The sequence below is a fragment of the Streptomyces albofaciens JCM 4342 genome, assembly GCF_008634025.1.
GTDB lineage: Bacteria > Actinomycetota > Actinomycetes > Streptomycetales > Streptomycetaceae > Streptomyces > Streptomyces albofaciens.
This window is the reverse complement of record NZ_PDCM01000002.1, coordinates 2,270,741-2,297,196: the sequence shown is the minus strand read 5'-3', so window position 1 is coordinate 2,297,196 and position 26,456 is coordinate 2,270,741. Positions and strand designations below refer to the sequence as shown.

The following is a 26,456-nucleotide window of genomic DNA, read 5'->3' as shown; positions in this document are numbered from 1 at the left end:
GCCGCCGAGGTAATTGACGGTCCAGAGACGGGACTGGGGCGGGGAGAGGGGGATGGGGGCGGGGCGGGGGGATGGGGCGGTTGCCGGCCGGGGGCCGTCGGGGCGGTGGTGCCGGGGGCCGCGCTGGTGAGGCGGGATTCCAGGGCCAGGACGGTGGGGGCCTCGAAGAGGTCGCGTATGGAGACCGGGTGGTGCAGGGCGGCCCGGACACGGCCGGCCAGCCGGATGGCGGAGAGCGAATTGCCGCCGAGGGCGAAGAAGTTGTCCGTGGTGCCGACCGCTGTGTCCAGGTTCAGGACTTCGCGGAAGATGGTGGCGAGGATTTCCTGGCGGGGGGTGCGGGGTTCGGTGGGACGTGCGGTGTGGGGGGCGGGGAGGGCGGCCAGGTCGATCTTCCCGTTGGTGCCGAGGGGGAGGGCGTCGAGGGGAATGATGGCCGCGGGTACGAGGTGACGGGGGAGGCGGGCGGTCAGGCGGGTACGCAGGGCCTCGGTGTCCAGGTCCGCGGTGTCCGGACCCGTGGCGTCCGGACCGGCGGTGTTCAACCCCGCGGTGTCCGGACCGGCGGTTCCCGGGCGGCCGGTGTGCGTGACGTAGGCGATCAGGGCGCGGCCCGCCGTACCGGTGCCGCGGACGGTCACCACGGCGCCGGTCACCCCGGGTTCCCGGCGCAGGGCCGCTTCCACCTCGCCGGGTTCGATCCGGAAGCCGTTGATCTTGACTTGGCGGTCCTGGCGGCCCAGGAAGCGCAGCCGTCCCCCGGCGTCCCACCGGCCCAGGTCGCCGGTGCGGTACATGCGGCTGCCGGGCGGGCCGTACGGGTCGGCGACGAAGCGGGCCGCAGTGCGCGCGGGGGCGCGGTGGTAGCCGTTGGCGAGGCCCGCGCCGGCGAGGTAGATCTCGCCCGGTACGCCCCTCGGTACGGGCCGCAGGGCGGAGTCGAGCACGAGGACACGGGTTCCGGTCAGGGGGCGGCCGATGGGCAGGGGGGTTTCCACCGCGCTGTCCGGTTGGGGAGCGGCGATGTCGTGGCCGAGGGAGAAGGTGGTGTTCTCCACGGGGCCGTAGAGGTTGGCCACATGGAGGTGCGGAGCGGCTCGACGGACGCGGTGGACGGCGGCCGGGGAGACGACGTCGCCGCCGGTGGAGATGCGGCGCAGGCCGCGCAGCGCGCCGGGGTCCTGGTCGGTGAGGACGTCGAAGAGGCCCGCGGTCAGCCAGGCGGCGGTGACGCCGCCCGCCGTGATGATCCGGCGGTAGTCCCCGGGCTCCAGGTCGCCCGGCGGTGCCACCACGACACGGCGCCCGGTGAGCAGCGGCATCCACAGCTCGTAGACGGTGGTGTCCCAGGAATACGGGGAGTGGAAGAGCATCCGGTCGTGGTCGGGGCCCTGCCAGGCCGGGTCGCCCGCGCGCGCCAGGATGTTGCGGTGGGTGACCTCGACGCCCTTGGGTTCGCCGGAGGAGCCCGAGGTGAACATGACGCAGGCGACCGCGTCGGCGAGGAGCGGGGTACGGAGGTCGGCGGAGCTTTCCGTACGCGTCGCCCGGGCTTCCCGGGCGGCGAGGGTGCGGTCGTCGAGGACGAGCGTGGTGCCGGTGCGGTCGAGGATCCAGCGGACGCGCTCGGCGGGGAAGCCGCTGTGCAGCGGGACGCAGACGGCGCCCAGCTTGGCCAGGGCCAGGAAGACGACCGCCACTTCGGGTGAGCGGCGGAGGGCGACGCCCACCGGGGTGCCGGGGCCGACAGCCGCCGGTGTGCCGGGACCGACACCCGACGGTGCGTCAGGGCCGACGCTCACCGGCGCCTCGGGGCCGGCGGTTTCGCGGGCCAGGTGCCGGGCCAGCCGGTTGGCCCGGCGGTTGAGCGCGCCGTAGCTGAGCTGCCCACCCTCGTACCAGAGCGCCACCCGGTCCGGATGGGCGGCCGCCACGGCTTCGAAGGCGGCGGCGAGGGACGTGCCGTCCGGTATCGGAGCGGCGCCCTCGTCGTCACGCGGTTGCCGGGCGGGCTCCCCGGCCCCCAGCCGGAGGACGTCCGACTCCGGCGCCGCGGGCAGCAGCCGGATACGGCCCGCCGGGCGGTCGTCGCCCTGTTCGGCCAGTGCGGTGCAGGCGGCCAGCAGCCGTTCGCGGAGTGCGCCGGCACCGCCGCACCAGGCGACGGCGGCCGGGCGGACGGTGAGCCGGAAGGTGAGCCGGCCGTCGCGGGGGAGCACCACGAGGGCCAGGGGGTAGTGCGTACCGTCGTGCACCTCGATGGCGCCGACCCGGATCCCGGCGGCCGGTGCGGCCAACTCCTGTGTGTCGAGCGGGTAGTTCTCGAAGACCACGGCCGAGTCGAAGAGGGAGCCGGTGCCCGCTTCCTCCTCGATGGCGGCGAGCCCCAGGTGGTCGTGGTCCCACAGGCCCGCGCGGTCCCGCTGGATCTGCCGGGCGAGGCCGGACAGCGGGGTGCCGGGGCGCAGCCGTACCCGCAGCGGGACGGTGGTGAGGAGCAGCCCGACCAGGCGTTCCGCGTCCGGGAGGGTGGCCGGGCGGTCGGCGGCGGTGATGCCGAAGACGATGTCGTCCTGCCCGGTGAGGTGGGCGAGCAGCAGGGACCAGGCGGTCTGGACGACGGTGTTGAGGGTGACGCCCCACTCGGCCGCCCGTGCCGCCAGGCCTGCCGCGGTCGTGTCCGGCAGCGTGAACGTGTGGCACTCGGCGGGCTCCGCGACGCGTTCCCGTTCGTCCTGGCCTCCCTGCGAGTCCCGGCCTTCCTGCGAGTCCCGTCCGACCCGGGTGGGAACGCAGTCGCTGAGCGCCGCCCGCCAGGCGGCGCGGGCGGCTTCGGCGTCCCGCTGGGTGAGCAGGCGCAGGTACGCGTTGTACGGGGGAGCGGGTGCGAGCGCGGTGCCCTCGTACAGGGCGAAGAGTTCCTTGAGGACGCGCGGCACCGACCAGCCGTCGAGCAGTACATGGTGGTGGGTGAAGATGAGCCGCCAGCGGTCCTCGGCCAGCCGCAGGAGGGTGAAGCGCAGGAGCGGTGGGATGTCGGGGGTGAAGGGGCGGCGGTCCTCCCGGGCCGCCTCCGCCGCCCGCTCGTCCCGCCCGGGTTCGGGCACGTCGGTGAGGTCGAGCGTGCGCCACGGCACCTCGACGGCGGACGGTACGGCCAGCATGGGCCGGTGCGCGCCGTCGTCGGCCAGGAACGCGCCGCCGAGGTGGGGGTGCCGCCGCAGCAGGGCCTCGGCGGCGGTCCGCAGCCGGCCGGGGGCGAGGGGGCCGGTCAGGTCGAGGGCGAGCTGGACGAGGTAGGGGTCGGGGCGGGGCGGGAGGCGGTCGGGCGCCGCGGCGTCACCCGTTCCCTCGGGCCCGTGCGCCGCCCCCGTCTCGTACAGGGTGTGGAAGAGCAGACCCGTCTGGAGCGGCGAGAGCGGCAACAGGTCGGCGAGTCCGCCGTAAGCGGCTTCCAGGGCGGCCAGCCGGGCCGGTTCCACGCGGACCAGCGGGAAGTCCGACGGGGTCCGCGGGACCGGCTCGGCCGGTGCGCCACGGTGCCGTACGAAGGAGGTCAGTACGGTGTGCCAGGAGTCGGCCAGTGCGCGGACGGAACCGGCGTCCAGGACACCGTCCGGCCAGGTCCACACCGCGCGCATGCGCGGACCGTCCGGGCCCTGCTCCACGAAGATGTCGACGGAGAGCGCGTGGGCGACCGGCAGCGCGGGGTCCGCCTCGCCCCGGAAGCTGCCCGGTTCCAGCTCCCAGTCACCGGGCTCCTGGGTGTCGAAACGGCCCAGGTAGTTGAAGGCGATCCCGGCGCCGGGAACGTCCTCCAGCCGTCCGCCGGGGCGGCGGAGCAGGCCGTGGCCCGCGCCCCGGTGCGGGATGGCGCGCAGGTGGTCGGCGATGTGCCGGGCGGCGCGGGCCAGCCCGGCGCCCGCCGTCCGCATCGCGTCCCAGTCCTCGGCACGGGCGTCCAGCAGCACCGGATGCAGGACGGTGAACCAGCCGACGGTCCGTGAGACATCCAGGGCGGGCGTCCCGCTGCGGTCGCCGGTCAGTTCGCCCGGGTCGATGTCCCGCCCGTGCCCCTCGACGTCCACGAGCACCGGCCCGCCCGAGGCGTTGCCCGGCCATCGGTGCAGCGCCATGGACAGGGCGGCCAGCAGCACGTCCCGGGTTGCCGTGCGGTAGGCGTCCGGGACCTCGGCGAGCAGGGGCGCGGTCTCGTCGGCGCCGAGCACGGTGCTGAGTGAGTCGGTGGTGGCGACGGTGTCCCGCGCCGGGTCGAGCGGACGGCTGCCGACCGGCCCGGCGGCACGGGCGGCCAGGGCCCGCCACCACTCCGCCTCCGCCTGGAGGCGCGGGGAATCCGCTGCCGACCGCAGGGCCAGGGCCCAGGAACGCAACGGCGTCGGTACCGGCGGCAGTTCGGGCCGCTCTCCGCGTACGGCCGCGGTGTGCGCCGCCGCCAGGTCGGGCAGCAGAATGCGCCAGGAAACGCCGTCCACCGCGAAGTGGTGTACGACCAGCAGCAGTCGGCCCCCGTCCGGTGCGTCGAGCCAGACGGCCCGGAGCAGCACGCCGGACGCCGGGTCCAGCCGTCTGCGTGCCTCGCGGCGCTGCTCGTCGATCAGCCGGTCCCGTCCGGCCCGGTCGCCGTCGGCGATGCCCTCGCGGGCGAGGGAGACGCGGTGCAGCACGGCGTCCGCGCGTACGGCACCCGGCGGGCGGACCGTGAAGCGCCACGGCGTCTCCGCCGGGCCGCCCCACCGCAGCCGCAACGCGTCGTGGTGGTCGATGAGGTGCTGGAGCGCCGTGCGCAGGGTGCCGAGGGTGGCCGTACGGGGCAGCCGGCACACCACGGATTGCGCGAAGCCGTCCACCGGGCCGCCGAGCGAGGCGAGCCAGTCCATGATCGGGGTGGCCGGCAGCTCGCCGAGGGCCCGGTGTCCGGCGCCCTCCGGTACGGCGGCGGGCACGGCCCGGTCGGCCGCCGTGGCGAGGGCGCGCACGCTCTGGTGGGTGAAGACGTCCCGCGGGCTGATCAGCACGCCGCCGGCGCGGGCCCGGGTGACCAGCTGGACGGCGAGGATGCTGTCGCCGCCGAGCTGGAAGAAGCTGACGTCGGGGTCGATCTCCGTCCTGCCCAGAAGGGAGCGGAAGAGGGCGGAGAGGAGGTCCTCGGCGGCGGAAGCGGCCGATGCGGCCGGGGGTGAGGCGGCCGGCGCGGCGGCGGCCGGCGCCGGTTCCGGCAGGCGCACCCGCTCTTCCTCCCCCGGCTCCACGACCGGGAGCGTCTCGTACGGCCGCTCGGGCTCCTCCAGGGCGCCCCGCACCAGCCGTTCCAGCCCGCGTACCAACAGCTCGGCCGTCTCCCGGCGGAAGGCGTCGGCGGCGTATTCGAGGGTGCCTTCGAAACGGCCGTCACCGCCCTCGGTGAACTCGAAGAGCAGCGCGAACTTGGCCATCGCCCGGTCCAGGGGGAGCGGGGCGCAGTCGAGGCCGGGCAGCCGCAGGGCGGTCCGCTGCCGTCCATGCATGGTGATCATGGTTTGGAAGAGCGGGTGGCGGCCCAGCGCGCGGGGCGGGCCGACCGCCTCCACCACCCGGTCGAACGGCGCCTCGTGCGCGAACGCCCGGATGTCGGTCTCCCGGACGCGGTCCAGGACGGCGGCGAAGCCGGGGCCGCCCGACAGGTCGGTACGCAGGACGAGGGTCTGGGCGAAGAAGCCGACCAGGTCGTCGAGCGACGGGTCGGTGCGGCCCGCCGTGACCGTGCCGACGGGGATGTCCGTCCCCGCGCCGAACCTGCTGAGCAGGCACGCCACGGCGGCGTGCAGGGCCATGAAGGCCGTCGCCCCGCGGGCCGCGGCGAACCGGGCGAGGCGGGTCCCGAGGGCGGCGTCCAGTGTGAAGGCCACCGTGCCGCCGGGGTGGGCGGGCACCGCGGGCAGGGGGTGGTCCGCCGGGAGGGGGAGTTCCACCGGTGAGCCGAGCAACGCCGTTCGCCAGTGGGCGAGTTCGGCCGACAGCAAGCTGTCCGGATCATCCTCGCCGCCCAGGACTCCGCGCTGCCACAGCGTGAAGTCGGCGTACTGCAAAGGCAGGCGTGGCAGCGCCGGGCCGCGGCCGGACGACCGCGCCTCGTAGGCGGCGGCCAGATCGCGCAGCAGGGGGCGCAGCGCGTGCTCGTCGGCGGCTATGTGGTGGACGACGAGCAGCAGGACGTGGGTGTCGGGGGCCAGGGCGAACAGGGTGACGCGCCAGGGGACTTCGGTCAGCAGGTCGAAGGGAGCGCGGGCGTGGGCGGCCAGCGCCTCGGGCAGGCCGTCCTCGTCCGCCGGCAGGACGGTGAAGGGGGCGTCGGGGGCTTCCAGGATGTGCTGGCAGGGCTCGCCGTCGGTGTCGGGGAAGACGGTACGCAGGCTCTCGTGGCGGTTCTGTACGTCGGTGACCGCGGCCCGCAGCGCCTCGGTGTCCAGCGGTCCGGAGAGCCGGGCGGCGAGCGGGATGTGGTACGTCGACTCCTGGCCGCCGAGCCGGTGCAGGAACCACAGGCTGCGCTGGGCGTACGAGGCGGGGACGCGTGCCGGGCGGGGACCGGCGGCCGGGCGGAGCGCCGCCGCCTCTCGCGCGCCGGTGCCCGAGCCGTCGATCAGCGCGGCTATCCCGGCGACCGTCGGATGCCGGAAGACGTCGCGTACCGAGAGTGTCGCGGGCAGTTCCGCGCACAGCCGCATGACGAGCCGGTTGGCCAGCAACGAGTCGCCGCCGAGCGCGAAGAAGTTCGCGTCGACGCCGAAGGACGGCGTACGCGGCAGACTGGCTTCCGTGTCCGGTACCCCGCCGGTCGCCGCCCCCAGTTCCTCGCCGGTCGCCGCTTCCGGTCCTTCGCCGGTCACCGCCCCGGGTCCTTCACCGGTCGCCGCCCCCAGCACCTCGCCGAACAGCCGGTGTACGGCCGTCTCCAGCTCACCCGACGGCGCCCGGCCGGGCTTCGGGCCCGTGACCGGCCCTTCCGTGGAGAGGCGGCGCAGCGCCCGTTCGTCCAGCTTGCCGTTCACCGACAGCGGGAACGCGTCCACCAGGACGAACGCGGACGGCACCATGTGGCCGGGCAGCACCCGCGCCGCCCGCCGCGCCACGTCGTCCGGGTCGGGCGGGGCGCCGTCCGGCACCAGGTAGGCGACGAGGCGGCGGTCGCCCGGACCGTACTCCGTGGCGAGGACGGCGGCGTCCGCGACGCCGGGCAGCTCCGCCAGCCGGGCCTCGACCTCGCCGGGCTCGATCCGGAATCCGCGGATCTTCACCTGCCGGTCGCCGCGCCCGAGGTACTCCAGACTCCCGTCGGCCCGCCACCGCGCCAGGTCGCCGCTGCGGTACATCCGGCTGCCGGGCGGGCCGTACGGGTCGGCGACGAACCGCTGGGCGGTCAGCCCCGGGCGGTGCAGATAGCCGAGGGCGACGCCGGGCCCGGAGACGTGGATCTCCGCCGGGACGCCCGGCGGCACCGGGCGCAGCGCGGCGTCCAGCAGGCGCACCCGCAGGTCGGGCAGCGGCCTGCCGATGCCGGCGACGGTGCCGGCGGCTGCCGAGGAGTCCAGCGGCCCGTCGGTGACGTGCACGGTGGTCTCGGTGATGCCGTACATGTTGACCAGGTGCGGCGCGTCGTCCGCGTGCCGGGTGTACCAGCCGGCCAGCCGCCACGGCTCCAGCGCCTCGCCGCCGAAGACGACATGGCGCAGCCGCAGCCGGGCGCCCACCTCCGGGCGTGCCGCGTCGGCCTCGGCGAGCTGGGTGAACGCCGACGGCGTCTGGTTGAGCACGGTCACCCGCTCGGCCACCAGCAGGTCCAGGAACTCGGCGGGGGAACGGGTGATGTCCTCGGGCACCACCACCAGCCGGGCGCCGTGCGCGAGGGCGCCCCAGATCTCCCAGACCGAGAAGTCGAAGGCGTAGGAGTGGAAGAGCGTCCAGGCGTCCGTGTGGTCGAAGCCGAAGCGGGCGGTGCTGTGGGTGAGCAGCCGGGCCACGTTGTGGTGGGTGACCACCACGCCCTTGGGGCGGCCGGTCGAGCCGGAGGTGTAGATGACGTAGGCGGGGTCGGCGGGCCGGGGCACATGGCGGGGGCCGTCCGCGCCGTCCGCCGGGGCTTCGGCGTCCGGCCGTACCACCGGCACGTCGTACGCTTCCGTCGCCCCCGGCACGCCCATCGCATCCGACGCACCTGACACGTCCGTCGCATCCGACGTATCCATCGCACCCGACGCACCCGGCTCGCCCGGGTGCGGATTCGCGATCACCAGCGCCGGCGCCGCGTCGGCCAGGATCGCGGTCAGCCGGTCCGGCGGGGACGCGGGGTCGAGCGGGAGGTACGCGGCACCGGTCCGCAGTACGGCGAGGAGGGCCACCACCAGATCCGTCGACCGGGGCAGCGCCACCGCCACCAGCCGGCCGGGCCCCGCGCCCTCGGCGCGCAGGGCGCGGGCCAGCCGCTCCGCGCGGGCGTCGAGCGCGGCGTAGGACAGCCGGTCCCGGCCGCACACCACCGCCGTCGCGCCGGGCCTGGCGGCGATCTGCCGCCCGACGAGGCCGACGAGGGTGTCCAGGGTGTCGGAGGCGGCCACCGGAGTCCGCGTACCGGCGGGGGACGGGCACACCTCCGCCGCCTCCGGGGAGCCGGTGCGCAACGCCCCGATCCGGGTCCCCGCCCCGCACTCCGCCACCGCCCCGACCAGCTCCAGCAACCGCCCGAGCTGCCCCTGCGCGTCGGCCGGCCCGTAGCGGCGGCCGCCCGCGTCCACGTCGACGCGCAGGTCCGGTTCGCCGTTGTCGTAGACGCCGATGGTGAAGCCGTCGGTCAGGCCGGGGGAGATCTCGTGGACGGTGGCCGGAATGCCGCCGAAGTCCAGGTCGCGGTCCATCGACATCATGTTGAGCCGCGGTCCGACGAGCCGTTGCTCGTCGAGGAGGGCGGCGGCGTCGCGGAGCATGTCCTCCAGGCGGTAGCGCTGGTGGCGCAGGATTTCCCGGGTTTCCGCCGCCACGGCCCGTACCAGGCTCTCGACGGTTGCCGCCGGGTCGACGCGCACCCGCAGCGGCAGCACGTTGGAGACCGTGCCGAGGGCCTCCCTCCGGAGGCGGCCGTTGCGTGCCGGTACCGCCAGGCCGAGGACGATGTCGCGCTGCCCGGTGTCGGCGTGCAGCGCCAGGGCGGCCGCCGCCGAGAAGACGGACGGCCAGCGCTCGCCCCACTCCTCGGCCCGTTCCCGTACCCGCGCCCAGCGTCCGCGCTCCAGCCGTGCGCCGTGCCGCAGATGCTCCGCCGCGTCCGGGGAGACCGGACCGGCGGAGAAGTGGGGCGCCTCCCCGGTACCGGCCAGCCGTTCCGCCCAGAACGCGGCGTCGCCGCGGAACCGGTCCGACCGGCGGTACGCGCGGTCCTCGGCGACCAGGGTGTCCAGCGAGTCGAACGGGCCCCCGGGCAGCGGCCCGCCGGCGCACAGCGCCGTGTACGCGGCGGCGACACGGCGGATGAGGGCCGCGATGGACACGCCGTCCACCAGCAGGTGGTGCATCTTGATGCACCACCAGTACTCCGCCGCGCCGGTCCTGATCAGATGGTGGTCGAAGGGCGGTGCGGCGGTCAGGTCGTACGGAACGTCGTACAGCGCGGCGATGTGCCGCCGTGCCGCGGCCGCCGGGTCGGGGTGGCCGCTGAGGTCCGTGCGGTGCGGCGGCCGGTCGGCGGCGTCCGGGGCGAGGACCTGGACGATGCCCTCAGGCGTCCGCGCGAAGCGCACCAGCAGGGATTCGCTGTCGGCCATGGCCGAGCGCAACGCCTTCTCGAAGCACCCCTCGTCCAGGGGGCCGTGCAGCCGCACGTACTGGCCGACGTTGTAGCGCCGCCCGGTGGTGTCGAGTTCGTGGCCGAACCAGATGCCGGACTGCGCCGCGGTCAGCGGCCACCGTCGCTCCGCCGCGCTCTTGCCGCGCGCGGCCGCACGGTCCGTCCCCTCCGTCATGGCGTCCGGTTCCTCTCGTGCGTGGCGTGCGGGCCGCGCGTGCGCGGTGCGGTGGTCAGGAGGCGGCCGATCCCGGCGAGCGCGGCGGGGCTGCCCAGGTCGGGGTGGGCGAAGTCGCTGTGGTGCACCCGGACGCGGCCTTCGGTGACGTACGGGGTCCACAGCTCGGGGGTGAGCGCGGGGACCGGGTCCGGCACGTCCCGGCGGGCGGCGACGAAGAGCAGGTCGCCGGCGAACTTCGCGGGGCGGAAGTCCGCGGCGAGGGCGACGTTGTTGCGGTAGACCCGTCCCATCGCGAGCAGCTGCTCGGCGCGGATGCCGGAGAGCGGGTTGTCGGTGGTGCGGACGATCTCCAGGAACCGTTCCGGGGTGAGGTCGTCGGGCGTCGTCCAGGCGCCGGGGCCGTCCGTGCCGGCGGGCAGTCCGGCGTAGTCCAGGAGCGCGCCGTACAGCGCCCGCTCGCTGCCGAACGCGTCGGCCGGCGGCAGCCCGGGGACGTCGGCCAGCACGTACGCGTCGAGCAGCGCCAGCGTGCGGACCGTCTCGCCCTGCTCCTGGAGGGCGGTCGCCATGGCGTGCGCGACCATCCCGCCGAACGACCAGCCGAGCAGGTCGTACGGTCCGGTGGGGGCCACCGAACGGATCTCGGCGAGGTAGTCGGCCGCCATCTCCTCGACCGATCCCGGGAGTCGGCCACCGCCGTCCAGGCCGCGGCACTGCAACGCGTAGAGCGGGCGTTCGCTGCCCAGGTGCCGCATCAGGGCGGCGTACATCCAGCCGATCCCGCCCGCCGGGTGGACGCAGAACAGCGGCGGCGGGCCGTCGCCGGCGCGGTGGTCCCGGCCCGTACCGCCGTCCGTTGTGCGGACCGGGCGGAGGGGCAGCAGGACGTCGAAGGCCAACGGCCGCGGGTCGTCCGTACCGAGGTGGGCGGCGAGGGCGGCGACGGTCGGCGCGGCGTACACCACCGAGGTGTCCACCCGCCCGGCACCCGCCGTCTCCAGACGCCGGGCCAGCCGGGTGGCGAGCAGCGAGTGCCCGCCCAGGTCGAAGAAGTTGTCGTCGACGCCGACCGACGGCAGGCCGAGGACTTCGGCGAACACCGCGCACAGACGGCGCTCCTGCGCGGTGCGCGGCGCCCGCCCGGCGCTGCCCGCGGAGCGCTCCGGGTCGGGCAGCGCGGCGTGGTCGACCTTGCCGTTGGGGGTACGGGGCAGCGCGGGCAGTACGACGACGGCGGCGGGCACGGCGTACTCCGGCAGCGTGCCGCGCAGGGCGTCCAGCAGGGCGCCGGGCAGCCGGGCGAGTCCGGCCGCGGCGGCCGGATCGTGCACGGCGTCCGGACCGGTGTCCCGGCCTGTGGCCGGGCCGGGGAGATGGACGTCCCGGAACCGTTCGGCGCCGTCCCCCGGCACCCCGGGCACCAGCACCACCTCGAACTCGCCGCCGACGGCGGACGGCGTCGCCAGCACCCGGTAGCCGAGCCCCGGGCCCAGGCCGGCCAGGTCCTCCGGGTGCACGCCCGGCCCGGCCGGCGGGTCGGCGAGCGCACCGGCCCGGGTGCCGGGCGGCGCGGACACGAGGGCGTCGCGCAGCGCGGTGTCGGCGGCGAGCCGGGCGTCCGGGATGCCGCGTACCCGTACGGGCATCGGGGCGGGCGCCGCGCGCAGCAGCGCCGCCAGTTCCTCCGGCGTGCGCACATCGGTGCCCCACCGCAGCTGGACGGCATCGCCGACCGGTACCACCCGGGGGCCGGCGTCCTTGTGGAGCACCACGTCGTAGCGGTACCGGGTGAGTTCGTTGTCGTACCGGCCGCGCTTGAGACGGATGTCCGCGCCGGCCCACCCGTCCAGGGTGCCGAAGAACTCCGGTGCCACGGCCAGTTCCTCGTCGAGGAGCGTGCGCCGGCCGGCGGCGAGCAGGACGGCGGACACCGGGGCGGTGGGGGCCGCCGCGGTGTACTCCGCGGCGGTGAACAGCCGGTCGCGCAGCCGGGCGTCGCGGACATCGCCGAGGAACAGCGCGCCGCCCGGCGCCAGCAGCTCCCGCGCGCCCTCGATGACGCGCAGCAGGTAGGCCCGCGAGGGGAAGTACTGGATCACCGAGTTGAGCACGATCACGTCGAACGCGCCGGGTTCCAGGCCGGAGAAGTCGTGTGCCGCCTGGTGCCGCACCTCGGTGCGGGCGGCCAGTTCCGGCCTGCGGGCCAGGTCGGCCCGCAGTCCCTCGACGGCGGGGAGCGAGAAGTCGGTGGCCACGTAGCGGTCGCAGTGCGGGGCGACACCGGACAGGATCAGGCCGTTGCCGGCGCCGATCTCCAGTACGCGGGACGGCCGCAGTTCGCGCACGCGCTGGACGGTCGCCGCCCGCCATTCCAGCATCTCCTCGTCGGGGAGGGGCGAGCCGTCGTACGTGCTCTGCCAGCCCGAGAAGTCCGCCGCGAAGGGCTCGCGCCGCCCGGGCGGGGTGGTGCCCTGGTCGCGCAGGTCCGCGTACACGGTTTCCCACTCCCGGAGCAGCTCCGCCTCGGTGGCGGGCCCGGCCGTCCCATCCGCCACGGGCTGCCGTTCCGGTACGACGTACGCCACGAGCCGGATGCCGTCCGGCGCCGTGCCCCACGGCCGCACCGCCGCGCCCGCCACGGCGGGCTGCCGCGTCAGCGCCGCCTCGATCTCACCCGGCTCGACGCGGTGGCCGCGCACCTTGGCCTGCCGGTCGGTGCGGCCGAGGAATTCCAGCTGCCCGTCGGCGTTCCAGCGGGCCATGTCCCCGGTGCGGTACATCCGGCCGCCGCCGGGGGCGAACGGGTCGGCCACGAACCGCTCGGCGGTCGCCGCCGCCTGCCCGAGGTAGCCCCGGGCCAGCGCCGATCCGCCGAGGTACACCTCGCCCGGGCGGCCGGGGCCGACGGGGCGCAGCGCGGTGTCGAGCAGGTGGACCACCGTCCCGTCGACCGGCCGGCCGACGGGCGCCCCGGTGCCGGGCGCGAGGACTTCGGTGGTCGTCGCCGCGACCGTGGCCTCGGTCGGCCCGTACGCGTTGACCAGGGGATGGTGTTCCGCCCACCGCGCGGCCAGTGCGGCGGGCAGCACCTCGCCGCCGCACCGGATGAGCGTGCCCGGGGGCAGGCTCTCACCGGGTGTCAGGACGGCAAGCACGGAGGGCGGCAGGAAGACGCCGGTGATCCGTTCCCGGTGGGCCAGGTCCGTCAGCGCACGCCCCGGACGCAGCTGGTCCCTGGGGGCCAGCACCAGGGTCGCGCCGCTGGTCAGTGTCTCGAAGAAGTCCATCAGGCCCGCGTCGAACCCGGGCGAGGCGAACTGCAGGACGCGGCTGCCCGGCCCGGTGCCGATCGCCGGGACGGTGCTGCGCAGCACCCCGGGCAGCCCGCCGTGCGGCACCACGACTCCCTTGGGGCGGCCGCTGGTTCCCGAGGTGTGGATCAGGTAGGCGGGGTGGTCCGGGAGCAGCGGGGCGGACCGGGCGCCGTCGTCCAGCGGTCCGGCGGAACGGGCGGCGATGGCCGCCGCCGTCCCCGCGTCGTCGAGGACGAGTGCCGGGACGCCGTCGAGCGGGGCCGCCGCGGCGTGTTCCCGGTCGGTGATCACGAGGACCGGTCGCGCGTCGTCCAGCAGCAGCCGCAGCCGCTCGTCGGGGTGGTCCGGGTCGAGGGGCACGGCGGCGGCGCCCGCCTTGAGCACCGCCAGCAGGGCCACGGCCAGTGCGGGCGACCGCGGCAGCAGCAGCCCGACGTGGCTCTCGGGCCCGGCGCCGCGGGCGGCCAGCTCCCGGGCGGTGCGGTTGGCGCGGGCGTGCAGTTCGGCGTAGCTCAACTCGGCGCCGTCGTCGGTGCCGTCCGTCCCGCCCGCCCACCGTACGGCCGGAGCGTCCGGTGTACGGGCGGCCTGCGCGTCCAGCAGCGCGGTGACGGTGGTCCGGGGCGCGGTGCGGGCGCCGCCCCGGAACGCGGCGACCCTGGCGTGCTCGTCCGCGTCGAGCAGGTCGAGGGCGGCGAGCGGGGTGTCCGGGGCCGTGACCAGGGTGGTGAGCAGCCGCAGCAGCCGGGCCAGCATGCGGTCGACGGCCTCGCGGGTGAAGACGTCCGGCCGGTAGAGGAAGTTGAACTCCAGGCGGCCGCCCCGGGGGATCGCCATGAGCGACAGCGGGTAGTGCCCGGCGGTCTCGCTCGTGGCCCCGGTGATCTCGATCCCCGGCAGGGCCGCGCGCTGGTCACCGGCGGCCGGGAAGTTCTCGTACACCAGGGCGGTGTCGAACAGCTCGTCGGCGCCGACCGCACGCTGGATGTCGGTGAGGCCCACGTGATGGTGGGCCAGCAGCCGCGACTGCTCCCGCTGGACGCGCCGCAGCAGGGCGCCCAGCGTCTCGTCCGGCACGGTCCGCACCCGGACCGGCAGGGCGTTGATGAGGAAGCCGACCATCGACTCCACACCGGGCACGTCGGGCGACCGCCCGGAGACGATCGTCCCGAAGAGCACGTCCGGGCGCCCGGTCCACTCCGCGAGCAGCAGGGCCCAGCAGCACTGGAGCAGGGTGTTGACGGTCACGCCGTGCCGCGCGGCGCACTCCGTCACCGCGTCGGACCGCTCCCGCGTCAGGGCGTGCGCGAGCCGGGTGGGCCACATCGACGTACGGTGCAGTCCCGACGGGGCCAGCAGCGTGGGCCGTGGCACCTCGCCGTCCCCGGCGCCCAGCGCCTCGCACCACACGCGGAGCGAGGCCTGCCGGTCCTGCCGGTGCAGCCAGTCGAGGTAGTCGCGGTACGGGGTGGGCGCGGGGACGTCTTCGGGCGCGCGGTAGAGGGCGAACAGCTCCGGCAGGAACAGCTGGTTGGACCAGCCGTCGAGCAGGATGTGGTGGGCGGTGACGAGCAGCCGGTAGCGGTCCGCGCCCAGCCGCAGCAGGGTGAAGCGGATCAGTGGCGGGTCGGCCGGGTCGAAGCGGGTGCGCCGCCCGGCCTCGACGATCCGGTCGGCCTCGGCCCGCTGCCGCGCCCCGGGCAGCCCGGAGAGGTCCACTTCCGTGAAGTCCGCGCCCTGTTCGGGGACGACCTGGACGGCGCGGCCGGACGGCAGCTGCACGAAGCCGGACCGCAGGTTGGGGTGGCGGTGGCACAGCAGGTCGCAGGCCCGGCGCAGGGCGGCGACATCGAGGTCACCGGTCATGTCCAGCGTCATCAGCATGACGTAGGCGTCCTCGCCGTCCCGGTCGTACCGGCCGTGGAAGAGCAGCCCTTCCTGGAGCGGGGTGAGCGGCAGGACCTCGGAGTGGGCGGGGTGGTGCCGCGCCAGCCACTCGTGCTCCTGGGCGTCGAGGCGGATCAGCGGCTCCCGCGGCGGCGCGCCCGGGACCCGCGCTTCAGGCGCCTCTGCGGATACCGGGGCGGGTGCCTCCGCGGATACGGAGGTGTGCCGCGGCTCGGGCACGTACGCGACGGCGACCTCGGCCAGCCCCGCCGGCGTCTTGTGCTCGAAGACGTCCTCGGGCTGGATCACCCACCCCGCCTCGCGCGCCCGCCGGACGAGTTTGATCGACCGGATGCTGTCGCCGCCGACCGCGAAGAAGCTGTCGTGCGGGCCGACTTCGGGCCGGTCCAGCACCTGTGCGAAGACCTGCCGCAGGGCGTCCACGGCGGTGGCCGGGGCCCCGGTGCCGTCGGCGGCGGCGGTGGCGGGCAGCGCCGCGGCCCGTGCCTGGAGGGCCGGCCGGTCGGTCTTGCCGTTCGGGTTGAGCGGCAGCGCGTCGACGAAGACGACCGCGGCCGGGACCAGGGGAGCGGGCAGGTCGGCGGCGAGCCGTTCGCGGACCGCCGCCGGGTCGGGCCGGTGCCCCTCGGCCGCGACCGCGAACGCGGTCAGCCGCCGGTCGCCCTCGCCGTCGTCGGTCGCCACCACCGCGGCGGCGGCCGTCCCGGGCAGCGCCAGCAGCCGGGCCTCCACCTCGCCCGGTTCGACGCGGTGGCCGTGCACCTTGACCTGGTGGTCGGTGCGGCCGATGAACTCCAGCTGCCCGTCGGCGTTCCACCGGGCCAGGTCGCCCGTGCGGTACATCCGGCCGCCCGGCGGGCCGAAGGGGTCGGCGAGGAACCGCTCGGCGGTCGGTCCCGGCCGGCCCGCGTAGCCGCGGGCCAGGTAGTCACCGGCCAGGTAGAGCTCACCGGTGTGTCCCACGGGCGCCGGGCGCAGCGCCGCGTCCAGCACATGGCAGCGGACGTTGGCGACGGGTCTGCCGACGGGCGGTGGTGTGGGGTCGTCCGGCCGCTGGGGCGGGCAGCGCCAGGACGTGGCGTAGACGGTGACCTCGGTCGGCCCGTAGATGTTGTGCACCGTCGCCCCGGGGGAGCGCCGCTGCACCTCGCGGACCAGGTCGGCGCCGAGCGGCTCGCCGCAGAAGACGTAGTGGTCGGCGCGTTCGCGCACCCACTCCGCCGCGATCACCTTCCGGTAGACCGACGGCACGGTGTTGATCAGACTGCCGGACCAGTCCGGGACGGTGAGCAGGGACAGCAGGTTGCCGACCAGCTCCACGCTGCCGCCGGTCATCAGCGGGACGAGGATCTCGAAGACCGACATGTCGAAGCTGAGCGAGGTCGCGCCGAGCACCCGCGTGAAGGCCTCCGGCCCCAGCGCGCCGGCGGACCAGCGGGCGAAGTTGTGCACGGCGCGGTGGGTGACGACCACGCCCTTGGGCCGCCCGGTCGAGCCGGAGGTGTAGATGACGTAGGCGGCGTTGCCGGGCCGTACGGAGGGGGCCGGCAGCGGGCGTCCGGAGGGAGGGGCGGGGGCGTCGAGGAGCACGGCGGGCGGGGCGTCGCCGGGCAGGCGCGGCGCCTGCTCCGCGCTGGTCAGGACGGCCCGGGGCCGTGCGTCGTCGAGCAGGAACGCGATCCGGCCCGCCGGGTACGCGGGGTCCACGGGCAGATACGCCGCACCCGCCAGCAGTACTCCCAGCACGGCGGTGACCATGTCCGTCGTACGGGGCAGCACCACGGCCACCAGGTCTTCGGGGCCGATGCCCTGCTGCCGGAGCCGGGCGGCGAGCCGGGTGGCGCGCTCGTTCAGCTCGGCATAGGTGAGCGTGCCGTCCCGGCCGCGGACCGCCACCGCGCCGGGGGTACGGCGGACGACCGCCGCGAACTCCGCGGTCACCGTCGAGTCCGGTACGTCCAGCGCGGTGGCGTTGAACTCGGCCTCCATACGCCGCAGTTCGTCCGCCTCGGCCAGGTCGAACCGGCCCACCGGGACGTCCGGCGCGGCCACCAGGCGCGCCAGCAGCCGGGGCAGCCGGTGTCCGGTCCCGCGGTCGTCCGGCGCGGCGCCCTCCCGTACCTCCAGGAGCCAGTCGCCGTCGGCCGTCTCCCGGGCGCGTACCGACAGCCCTTCGCCGGGCGGGCCCCAGGTGCGGACGACGGTGCCCGGGCTCCCGGTGGCTGGTTCGAAGGCGGCGACCGCGCCGTAACCGGCCGGCGCGCTCCACGGCAGGTCGGCGTCGGCGAGGAACCGGTGCCGCCGGGCGCGGCGCAGGGCGGCCCCGGCCCGCTGGGCGACCTGTGCGAAGGTCAGGTCCGGGGTGACGGTGAGCCGCACCGGGACCAGGGCCGCGCCGCCGGGGCCGGCGGGCGTCGTCCAGTGGCCGAGCACCAGGTCGCGGGAGCCCGTACGGCGGTGGGCGTGGACCGCCAGCGCGGCCAGCAGCACGGCCGCCGGACCGCCGCCGCTGCGCCGCGCGGCCCGCGCGAGCTCGGCGGGGGCGGCGCCGAGCGGTACGAGGCGCCCGGCGCGGTCCGCGACGCGGGCCGTCGCGCCGCGCGGGGCGGGGAGCACCGCGGGGACCGGGCCGGGCACGTCCGCCAGCAGCTCGCGCCAGTACCGGTGGTCGGCCGCGCGGCCGGGCGAGCGCCGGTACGCGTCCTCCTCGGCGAGCCGGACGGCAGGCGCGGCCGGCGCAAGCGGCGGCGCGGACTCCCCGGCGGCCGCCGCGACGCAGTGCTCGCCCACCCGCGCGGCGAACGCGGCCAGGCCCGCCTCGTCGAGGACCAGCCGGTGGAAGCGCTGGAACCAGCCGAGCCGGCCGCCGGGCAACAGGAACAGCGCCACCCGGTAGGCCGGTCCGCTGAACGGGTCGAGCGGGCGGGCGAGTTCGGCCTCGACCCACTCCGCGACCGCGGCGTCCCCGGCATCCGGGCCGGTACGGACATCGACCTCCACGACGCCGGGCGCCGCACCGGCGTCCGGCAGGGTCTCCTGAACCGGACCGTCCGCCTCCCGGCGGAACACCGTCCGCAGGGCCGCGCACTCGTCCACGGCGCGGCGCAGGGCCTCGCGCAGCACGTCCGCCCGTACCGTCTCCGCGACTTCGAGGTACTGCGCCAGGCAGTCGGACGCCCGGTCCCGGCCGTCCAGCAGAACGGCGTGCTGGGCCGCGCTCAGCGGCAGCGGAACAGTTGTGGTCATGGGGTCCTCGTTCCGGTGGCCGGGGCGTCGGATGGTTCGGTGGCGGCGGCCGGGTCCTCGTCCAGGCAGTCGGGTGCCACGTCGTGCACCGGCAGGTCCGGTGCGGCCAGCAGGCCGGCGAGCAGCCGCCGGAGGCCGGCGGCCAGGCCCGTGGCGGTGGCGGTGTCGAACAGTTCGGGGGCGAAGGCCAGCACCAGGACGGCGCCGGTGCCGCTGTCGCCGGGGCGCCAGGAGAGGGCCAGTTCGGCCGCGGCACCTTCGGCACGGGCGGGACCGCCGGACGGCTGGGGGCCGTCGCAGCGCACCCGTGGGCCCGGCCGCTCCGGTTCGTCACCGGCCGCGACCGGCAGCGCCTCACCGACCCTGGCCAGCAGCGACGCGAACCCCGGCTCGTCACCCAGGCCGACCGTCAGCGGACCGCCGGGCGTTCCGACCGACACGTCGTCCTGCCCGCACATCCAGGCCAGCAGGACTGTCCAGCCGGTGATCAGTGCGAGGTGCAGGGGGTCGTGACGCGGAGGCGCGCCGTCGGGCCCGCGGCGGGACGCGAAGGCGGCCAGCGCGTCGGCCAGTTCCGCGCCGAGCGGTTCTTCGGCCGTGGCGCTCGGCACGGGCGGCGGGCCGTCCGGCCGGCGCGGCCGGTCCGTGGGCACCAGCAGCTCATGGACGGGCGCCGGAGCGACCGCCGGGGCCGGTGCGACCGTGAGGGCCGGTACGGCCTCCGGGGCCGGGCCCAGCAGCCCGGACAGCCGGATTCCGCCCGCCCCCGGCGCCCCCAGCCGGCGCAGCAGCGTCAGATACTCCTCGACCAGCCCGGCCGCCGTCGCCGCGGTGAACAGCTGGGTGCTGAACTCCAGGCAGGCGTCCATCGCCGCGTCGCCCACGCGGTCCGAGGTGACCAGCGTCAGGTCGAACTTCGCGGTGCCCTCCGGCATCCCGCCGAAGCGGTTGACGGGAGAGCCGTCCACGTCGAAGTACCCGACCGAGGCGCCGTCCATCTGCTGGATCGGCGGGAGGTCCTGGTGGACGTAGAACACGTCGAACAGCGGGGCGCGGCCGAGGTCGCGCTCCCCGCCCAGCGCGTGCACCACCCGGTCGAACGGGATCTCCTGGTGCTCCATGGCCTCCGCGACGACGGCCCGTACGCCGTGCAGCACCTCCCGCAGCTCCGGGTCGCCGGACAGGTCGGCGCGCAGGGCGACCGTACTGTTGAAGAATCCGATCAGGTCCCGCAGCTCACCGCGGTTGCGGCCCGTGGTCGGGGTGCCGACGACCAGGTCGCGCTGTCCGCTGCGGCGGGCCAGCAGCAGGTACAGGGCGGCCAGCAGCACCACGAACAGGGTGACCGACTCGCGGGCCGCCAGGTCCCGCAGCGCCCGCATGTCCGCGGCGGGTACGGAGAAGGCGTGCAGCGCGCCCGCGAAGTCCTTGCGTGCCGGGCGCGGGTGGTCGGTCGGCAGATCCAGCTGTGGCGCGTCACCCAACTGACGCTTCCAGTAGTCCAGTTCGCCGTCGAGTGCGGCGGACCGCAGCAGGTCGCGCTGCCAGCGGGCGTAGTCGCGGTACTGGACGGGGAGCGGCGCGAGACGCGGCGGGCGGCCCTCCCGGTGCGCCGCGTACAGCTCCGGCAGCTCACGCGCGAAGACCTTCGGCGAGCCGCCGTCGTTGACGGCGTGGTGCATCGTCACCTGGATGACGTGCTCCTCCGGGGCCAGCCGTACGACCAGCACCCGCACCAGCGGGTCCGCGGCCAGGTCGAAGCGGTGCCCGGCCGCCTCGCGCACCAGCTCCCGGGCGGCGGCGGCCGGATCGGGCGCGGTCCGCACGTCGGCGTACCGGAAGAAGTCGCCGAGCTCCGGACGTATCCGGAGCGCGGGCGCCCCGTCCACCTCCACGAAGTTGGACCGCAGCACCTCGTGGCGGGCGGCCAGGCCCTCCCACATGCCGCGCACCGCCTCCACGTCGACCGGGCCGCGTACGTGGCTGACCATCGGCAGGTTGTAGAGCGTGGTGTCCTTGTCGAGCTGGTGGTGGAACCACATCCGCTCCTGGCCGAAGGACATCACCAGGTCGGACTGGGGCACCACCGGGGGCAGCGGCGCGGCGGCGGGACCCGCCGTCCCGGCGGCCGCGCCGGTGAGCAGGCCCGCGAATCCGGCGACCGTGGGGTGCTCGTACACGTCCAGCAGCCTGGGCCGGAACCCGTAGCGCGCCTCGACCCGTTCGATGAGCTGAAGGGCGATGATCGAGTTGCCGCCGAGCGCGAAGTAGTCGGTGTCGGCGGTGATCTCCCCCTCGGTGCCGAGCAGTTCGGCGAAGACGGTGCGCAGCCAGGCGGTCGCGTCGCCGGGCGGCGTGCCGGGCTCCGGGGTGCGTGGCGCCCCGGCCCCGGGGGCGCGTGGCACCGGTGGCGCCCCCGTCCAGCACCGGCTGGGCGTCATCGGGTGCCCCGGCAGCCGCAGCCGGCGCGGTGCCCGGTCCGCCGCCCCGGCCACCCGCGCGCAGAGCGCGTCCACCGCGGACCAGTCGAGGTCCAGCCCGCGTTCGTACAGGCCGCCGAGCAGCCCCGGCAGGCCGCTGTCCGCGTCGGCCACCAGCACCTCGGCGTCGTTCCGCCCGGACAGGTGCGGGGCGAGCAGGGCACCGAGCTCGCCGTCGGGCGCGGGCTCCACGAAGACCACCGGGCCGTCGGCCGACAGCCGGTCCGCCACCGCGAGCAGCTTCCCGGCGTCGACCGGCGGCACGGCCTCCCCGGTGTCCGCGGGCAGCTGCTCCGGCCCGGTCAGCTCGCCGCGCAACTGCCGCGCCAGGTAGTGCGACGCGCCGCCGCTGAGTACGGCGTCGATCCGCACCCCGCAGCGGGTGAGCGCACGGTGGGCCGCCAGCTGGCCGGCCAGGTATCCGTGGCGCGCCGCCAGGGGTTCCAGCGCGGCGGGCAGTGGCCCGGGCTCCACCCCTGCGGGCCGGGCGCCGGGCGACAGCAGCAGCACGACCTTGGGCGCCGCGGGCCCGGCGACGCCCGCGGCCCGGCCCCCGGCGGGCGGCGTCGCCGCCTGTCGCGCCGCCCGTTCGGCGAGCCGCCGGGCCAGTTCCCCGGAGTCCCGGGCCGGTACGGCGATGCGGTGCTCGTAGTGGTCGCGCCCGCCGTTGAGGGTGAGGGCCACGTCGGTCAGCCGCGGACGGCCGGCGTGCAGGGCCTCCGCCATGCGGTCGCACAGCGTGGCCAGCGCCTCCCGGCTCCGGGCGGACACCGCGACCAGCGTCGGCGCCCCATGGCCGCCCGCCGCCCGCTCGTCCTCGGCCGCCACCGGCTCGTCCTCGGCCGCCACCGGCTCCCGCCCGTCCGCCGCCCGCTCGCCCCACTCCGGCGGCTGCTGCACCACGCAGTGGGCGTTGACGCCGACGAGGCTGAACGAGCTGACCCCGGCGAGCCGGTCCCGTTCCCGCCCGGCCGGTTCCTGGTCCGGCCACGGACGTGTCCCGGTGACGACCTCCAGGCCGGCGGCTTCGAGATCGACGCCACCGGTGGCCCGGGTGAAGTGCAGCGACGGGTACAGCTCGCCGTACCGGACGCTGAGCACCGCCTTGACCAGGCCCGCGATCCCGGCGGCGTGGTCGAGATGGCCGATGTTCGTCTTCACCGAGCCGATCGGGAGGCGGGGGAGCCGGGCGGTGGCGTCCCCTCCCGCGCCACGGGACGCGAACGCGGCGGCCAGCCCCTCCAGTTCGACCGCGTCACCGAGCCGGGTCCCCGAACCGTGCGCCTCCAGATATCCGGCGTCGGCGGGATCGGCACCGGCCGAGCGCCAGGCCCGCGCGATCACCCGCGCCTGCGCCGCCGCGCTCGGCGTGCTGAGGGTCGCGGCGGCCCGCCCGTTGTGCAGCACGGCGCTGCCCCGGAGCACCGCGTGTACGGGGGCGCCGTCCGCGCGGGCCCGCCCCAGCGTGGTCAGCAGCAGCACCGCCCCGCCCTCGCCGGACACCGTGCCGTCCGCGTCGGCGTCGAAGGCCCGGCAGCGCCCGGTGGGGGACACCAGCTCGTCCAGCCCCGCGGCGTCCTGCGCGGGCAGCGCGCCGCAGCGGACGCTGACGCCGCCCGCGAGGGCGTACTCGGCGTCCCCGCAGGCCAGTTCACGGCTCGCGTGGTGGACGGCGATCAGCGAACTGTTGCAGCCGGTGTCGATCGCGTAGCACGGCCCGGCCAGCCCCAGGGCGTGGGCGATGCGCGCGGGCAGCCCGAAGGAGACGTTGCCCAGCGAGCTGAGCGCCCCCGGTTCGGCGGCGGGCGCGCCGTAACTGGAGACGGCGGAGCTGAGGACGACGGCCACCGCGTGGTCCCGCAGGCCCGCCGTCGCGTATCCGGCGTCGGTCACCGCCTCCTGCGCGAGCACCAGGGCGATCCGCTGCTGCGGGTCCATCAGGGCCGCCTCGCGGCGCGAGAGGCCGAAGAAGGAGTGGTCGAAGCCGGTGATGTCGGCGAGGTGGCCCATGGGCAGGTAGCCGGCGGCGGGGTCCAGCCCGGTCGCCGCCGCGCGGGCCGGCGGCAGCGGGCCCACGGAGTCCCGGCCCGCGCGGAGGTTGGCGCGGAAGTGCGCCAGGTCGTCCGCGTCGGGCAGGCGCAGCCCGATGCCGACCACGGCGATGTCGTCGTCCCCGGCCGGGCGGCTCGTCATGTGCTCTCCCCCTGTACTGCTGATGCGGATACCCGGCGGTGCCGAGGTGTTCGTACGCGCTGTTCCGAGGTGCTTTCAGGCGCTGTGGCGAGGTGCCGGTACATGCTGTGCCGGGGCGGATGGCCGGACGCGCCGGGTCCGGACGCTCACACTTCGAACCCCGCCGGCGCACCGGCCGGCCCCTCGCTCCCGGCGAGCGCCCGGCCGACGGCCGCCGCCTGGTCCCGTACGGTGACCAGGTCGAAGAGCTGTCCCACCCGGACGGCGCCCGGCCACCGCCGCTCCAGGCCCAGGTGCAGCTCCACGACCCGGCGCGAGTTGCCGCCCGCCGCGAAGAAGCCGTCGTCGGGGCCGAAGCCGTCGTGCCGCAGCACCTCGGCCCACAGCGCGGCGACCTGCTGTTCCAGCCCGGTGCCGAACCGGTGCGCGCCGCCGTCCGCATCGGAGGGCGCCGCCTCCGCGAGCAGCGCGCGCAGGGCGTTCTCGTCGGTCTTGCCCTGGGGCGTCAGCGGCATGTCCGCGACCCGCACGAAGCGTTCGGGAACGGCGTGCGCGGGCAGCCGGGACGCGCAGTGCACGAGCAGTTCGCGGACCGTCGGCCCCTCCGTGCGCGGCCCGGCGGACCAGAACGCCACGAGGGCGGTGTCCGAGCGCTCGTCGGGCACCGCCAGGACGTACGCCCGTCCGACCCCCGGGTGGCTCTCCACCACGGCCTCCACGGCGTGCCGTTCGATCCGCGCCCCGCGCACCTTCACCTGTCCGTCCTCGCGCCCCGCGAAGCTGATCACACCCGACGCGGCGACCCGCGCCAGATCGCCGGTGCGGTACATCCGGGCGCCCGGGGCGCCGGCGTACGGGTCCGCCACGAAGCGGCTCGCGGTCTCGGCCGGGCGGCCCGCGTACCCCAGGGCGACCTGCGGGCCGCCGATGTACAGCTCGCCCAGCGCCCCGCCGGGAACGGGCCGGAGGTCGCGGCCGAGGACGTAGACCCGGGTGACGGGCCCGAGGGGGCGGCCGATCGGCAGGCCGGCGTCCGGGGCGGTGGTGTCGTCGGGGGCCTCCGGCACGCCGTGTACGCCGTGGGCCTCCGGCGCCTCGTGCCCGATGACGCTGACGGTGGCCTCCGTCGGTCCGTACTCGTTGCGCAGCCGGGTGCCGGGCAGCGTCCTGCGGTGGGCGTCGAGGAGTGCGGCGGGGACCGGCTCACCGCCTAGGACCACGCCGCGCAGATGGCGGTCGGCTCCGGCCAGATGCGGCAGCATCAACCGGTAGAAGGACGGCGGCGCGGCGATCCGCCGGGCCCGCCAGGTGGTGACGAGCGCCGCGCTCCGCGCCGCGTCGGGCAGTTCCCGCGCGTCCGGCAGCACGGCCGTGCCGCCGGTGCACAGCGCGTGGAAGAGCAGCAGCAGGGACCCGTCCCAGGCCAGCCGGCACGGCGAGAAGGTGGTCGCGCCCGGCTCCTCGCCGCGTACGGCCATCAGCTGGGCGAGGGCGTCGCGGCTGACCACGACGGCCTTGGGGGCGCCGGTCGAACCGGCGGTGCCGATGACGTACGCCGGTGCGCCGCCCGGCACCCGGGCCCGTGGCGCGGCCCCGGACCCGGCCGCCCGGGAGGCGGCCGTTCCGGAGCCGGCCGTTCGGGAGGTCGCCGTCCCGTCCGGCCCGGACAGGTCGATCCGGGGCGTACGGGGCGCCACCGCGGCCACCGCTTCCGGGGCGGTCGCGGGATCGGTGCCGTCGAAGACGACGGCCGCGCAGCCGGCGTCGGCGAGCGCCGTCCGGAGCCGTTCGGCGGCCGGTCCGGTGGCGTGCGGCTCCGGCTCGATCACGTACCAGGCCACGCCGAGGCGCAGGGCCGCCAGCATGCCGACGACCGTGTGGGCGCTCTGCCGCAGATGGAGCGCCACGGCCTGGCCGGAGCCCGGCCGGATGCCACCGCCGTCGGCGACGCGCTGTGCCAAGGCGGCGGAGGACGAGTCCAGTTGGGCGTAGGTGAAGGTATGCGGGCCGATGGCCAGCGCGGTGCGCTCCGGCACCGTGCGCACCTGGTGCTCGAACAGCTCCAGCACGTCCGCCACGTGCGCGCCCGCCCCGCCGCGATCCCCCGTGACCGGCTTCACCGCACCGGCTCCGCCCCTATTTCCACCAGCAGCACGCTCCACGCGGCCACCGGACTCACGTTGATCAGCACCGCGCGGTCCCCCTCGCCCAGTTCCTCGCGTTCCAGCGCCGTGTACAGGTTGAAGAACACGTCGTTCGGGCCCAGGTGCCCGAATTCCCGCAGGTTGTCGCGGCAGGCCGGCAGCACGGTGATGCCGAGGGACTCCTCGGTGAATCCGAAGCTGCCGACGGAGAGGTTCTGCGTGAGGTATCCGGCGACATCCGTACGGGTCATTCCGTGCCGGGCCAGGAGCTTGTCCAGCAGCGCCGTCAGCCGGTTGCGGGTCTGCACCGCCAACTGGAAGGAATAGACGGCCGGGTCCTGGCAGCGCTCCCGCCACTGCGCGCTGGGCACGTCGCGGAAGGCGACCTCGAACAGGTTCCAGTAGCGGCCGTCGGTCTCCTGGACGGAGTCCAGCACCCGCACCGGTCCGGTCCGGGAGAGCAGCAGCGCGCCGCCGCCGTCCCCGTTGACGGTCACCGGGTGGCGGTAGCGGCCCGGGGTCGCGGGGGTGCTGCCGTGCGCGACCAGCACCTGGCCGAGGTCCGGGTCGGCGGCGAGCAGGCCGCGGGCGGTGAGCAGGGCCGGGGCGATGGAGACGCAGCCCAGTCCGCCCACCGAGAAGGTGACCGCGTCCCGGGCGCCGAGCAGTTCCTGTATCCGGGTCGCCTCGGAGCTGAGCAGGGTGCCCGGGGCGCGGGACTCGACGACGACCAGGGCCCGCAGGTCCGCCGCGGCCAGTCCGGCGGCGGCCAGCGCCCGCCGTGCCGCGCCGGTGGCCAGAGCGGCCGCGTCCGGTGCGTCGTCCGCGCGGATGCGGTCGATGCCCAGGCCCGCGCGAACACCGCGTTCGGCCGGCGTCAGATCCGACAGCTCCGGCAACCGGGCGGTGTCCCGGACGGTCACCGGGAAGTGCCAGCCCGCGGCCCGTACGGCCAGCGGAGCCGGGCCCTCAGGAACGCGTGACACGGTCACCTGCCTTCATCACCGGATACCCCCTCGGCACGGTGCGGAGCGGACGCTCGTGGCGTGCGACCGCACCGTGACGCCTCGCCTCGTGAGCGAATGCTCCGGGGCGCTTTCGCCCGGCAGGAGTATCGATCGGTGCGTCCGGCCGGGTCAACGATCTACGAAGTGG

Annotated in this window: 4 protein-coding genes and 1 pseudogene; all 5 read right to left on the bottom strand. The window is 76.1% G+C overall.

Annotated features, from left to right (window positions below; genetic code table 11):
- Window positions 1-194: 194 nt before the first annotated feature.
- A pseudogene (locus CP973_RS30020) lies at window positions 195-10,013 on the bottom strand (amino acid adenylation domain-containing protein); the annotation flags it as partial.
- Window positions 10,010-18,484: a non-ribosomal peptide synthetase gene (locus tag CP973_RS30015; RefSeq protein WP_150247016.1), complete on the bottom strand. Its 8,475-nt coding sequence runs from the start codon at window positions 18,482-18,484 to the stop codon at window positions 10,010-10,012. The gene CP973_RS30015 and the pseudogene CP973_RS30020, both read right to left, overlap by 4 nt.
- Window positions 18,481-23,157 carry a condensation domain-containing protein gene (locus tag CP973_RS30010; protein ID WP_150247015.1) on the bottom strand — a complete coding sequence of 1,559 codons (4,677 nt, stop codon included), beginning with the start codon at window positions 23,155-23,157 and terminating at the stop codon, window positions 18,481-18,483. Before CP973_RS30010 ends, CP973_RS30015 begins: the two co-directional genes overlap by 4 nt.
- A 146-nt stretch (window positions 23,158-23,303) precedes the next feature.
- Window positions 23,304-25,277, bottom strand: coding sequence for a non-ribosomal peptide synthetase (locus tag CP973_RS30005; RefSeq protein ID WP_244410097.1), 1,974 nt, complete (start codon window positions 25,275-25,277; stop codon window positions 23,304-23,306).
- Entirely contained in the window at window positions 25,274-26,293 is a 1,020-nt protein-coding gene (locus CP973_RS30000) for a beta-ketoacyl-[acyl-carrier-protein] synthase family protein (RefSeq protein WP_150247014.1), read from the bottom strand. Before CP973_RS30000 ends, CP973_RS30005 begins: the two co-directional genes overlap by 4 nt.
- Between the last annotated feature and the right edge of the window lie 163 nt (window positions 26,294-26,456).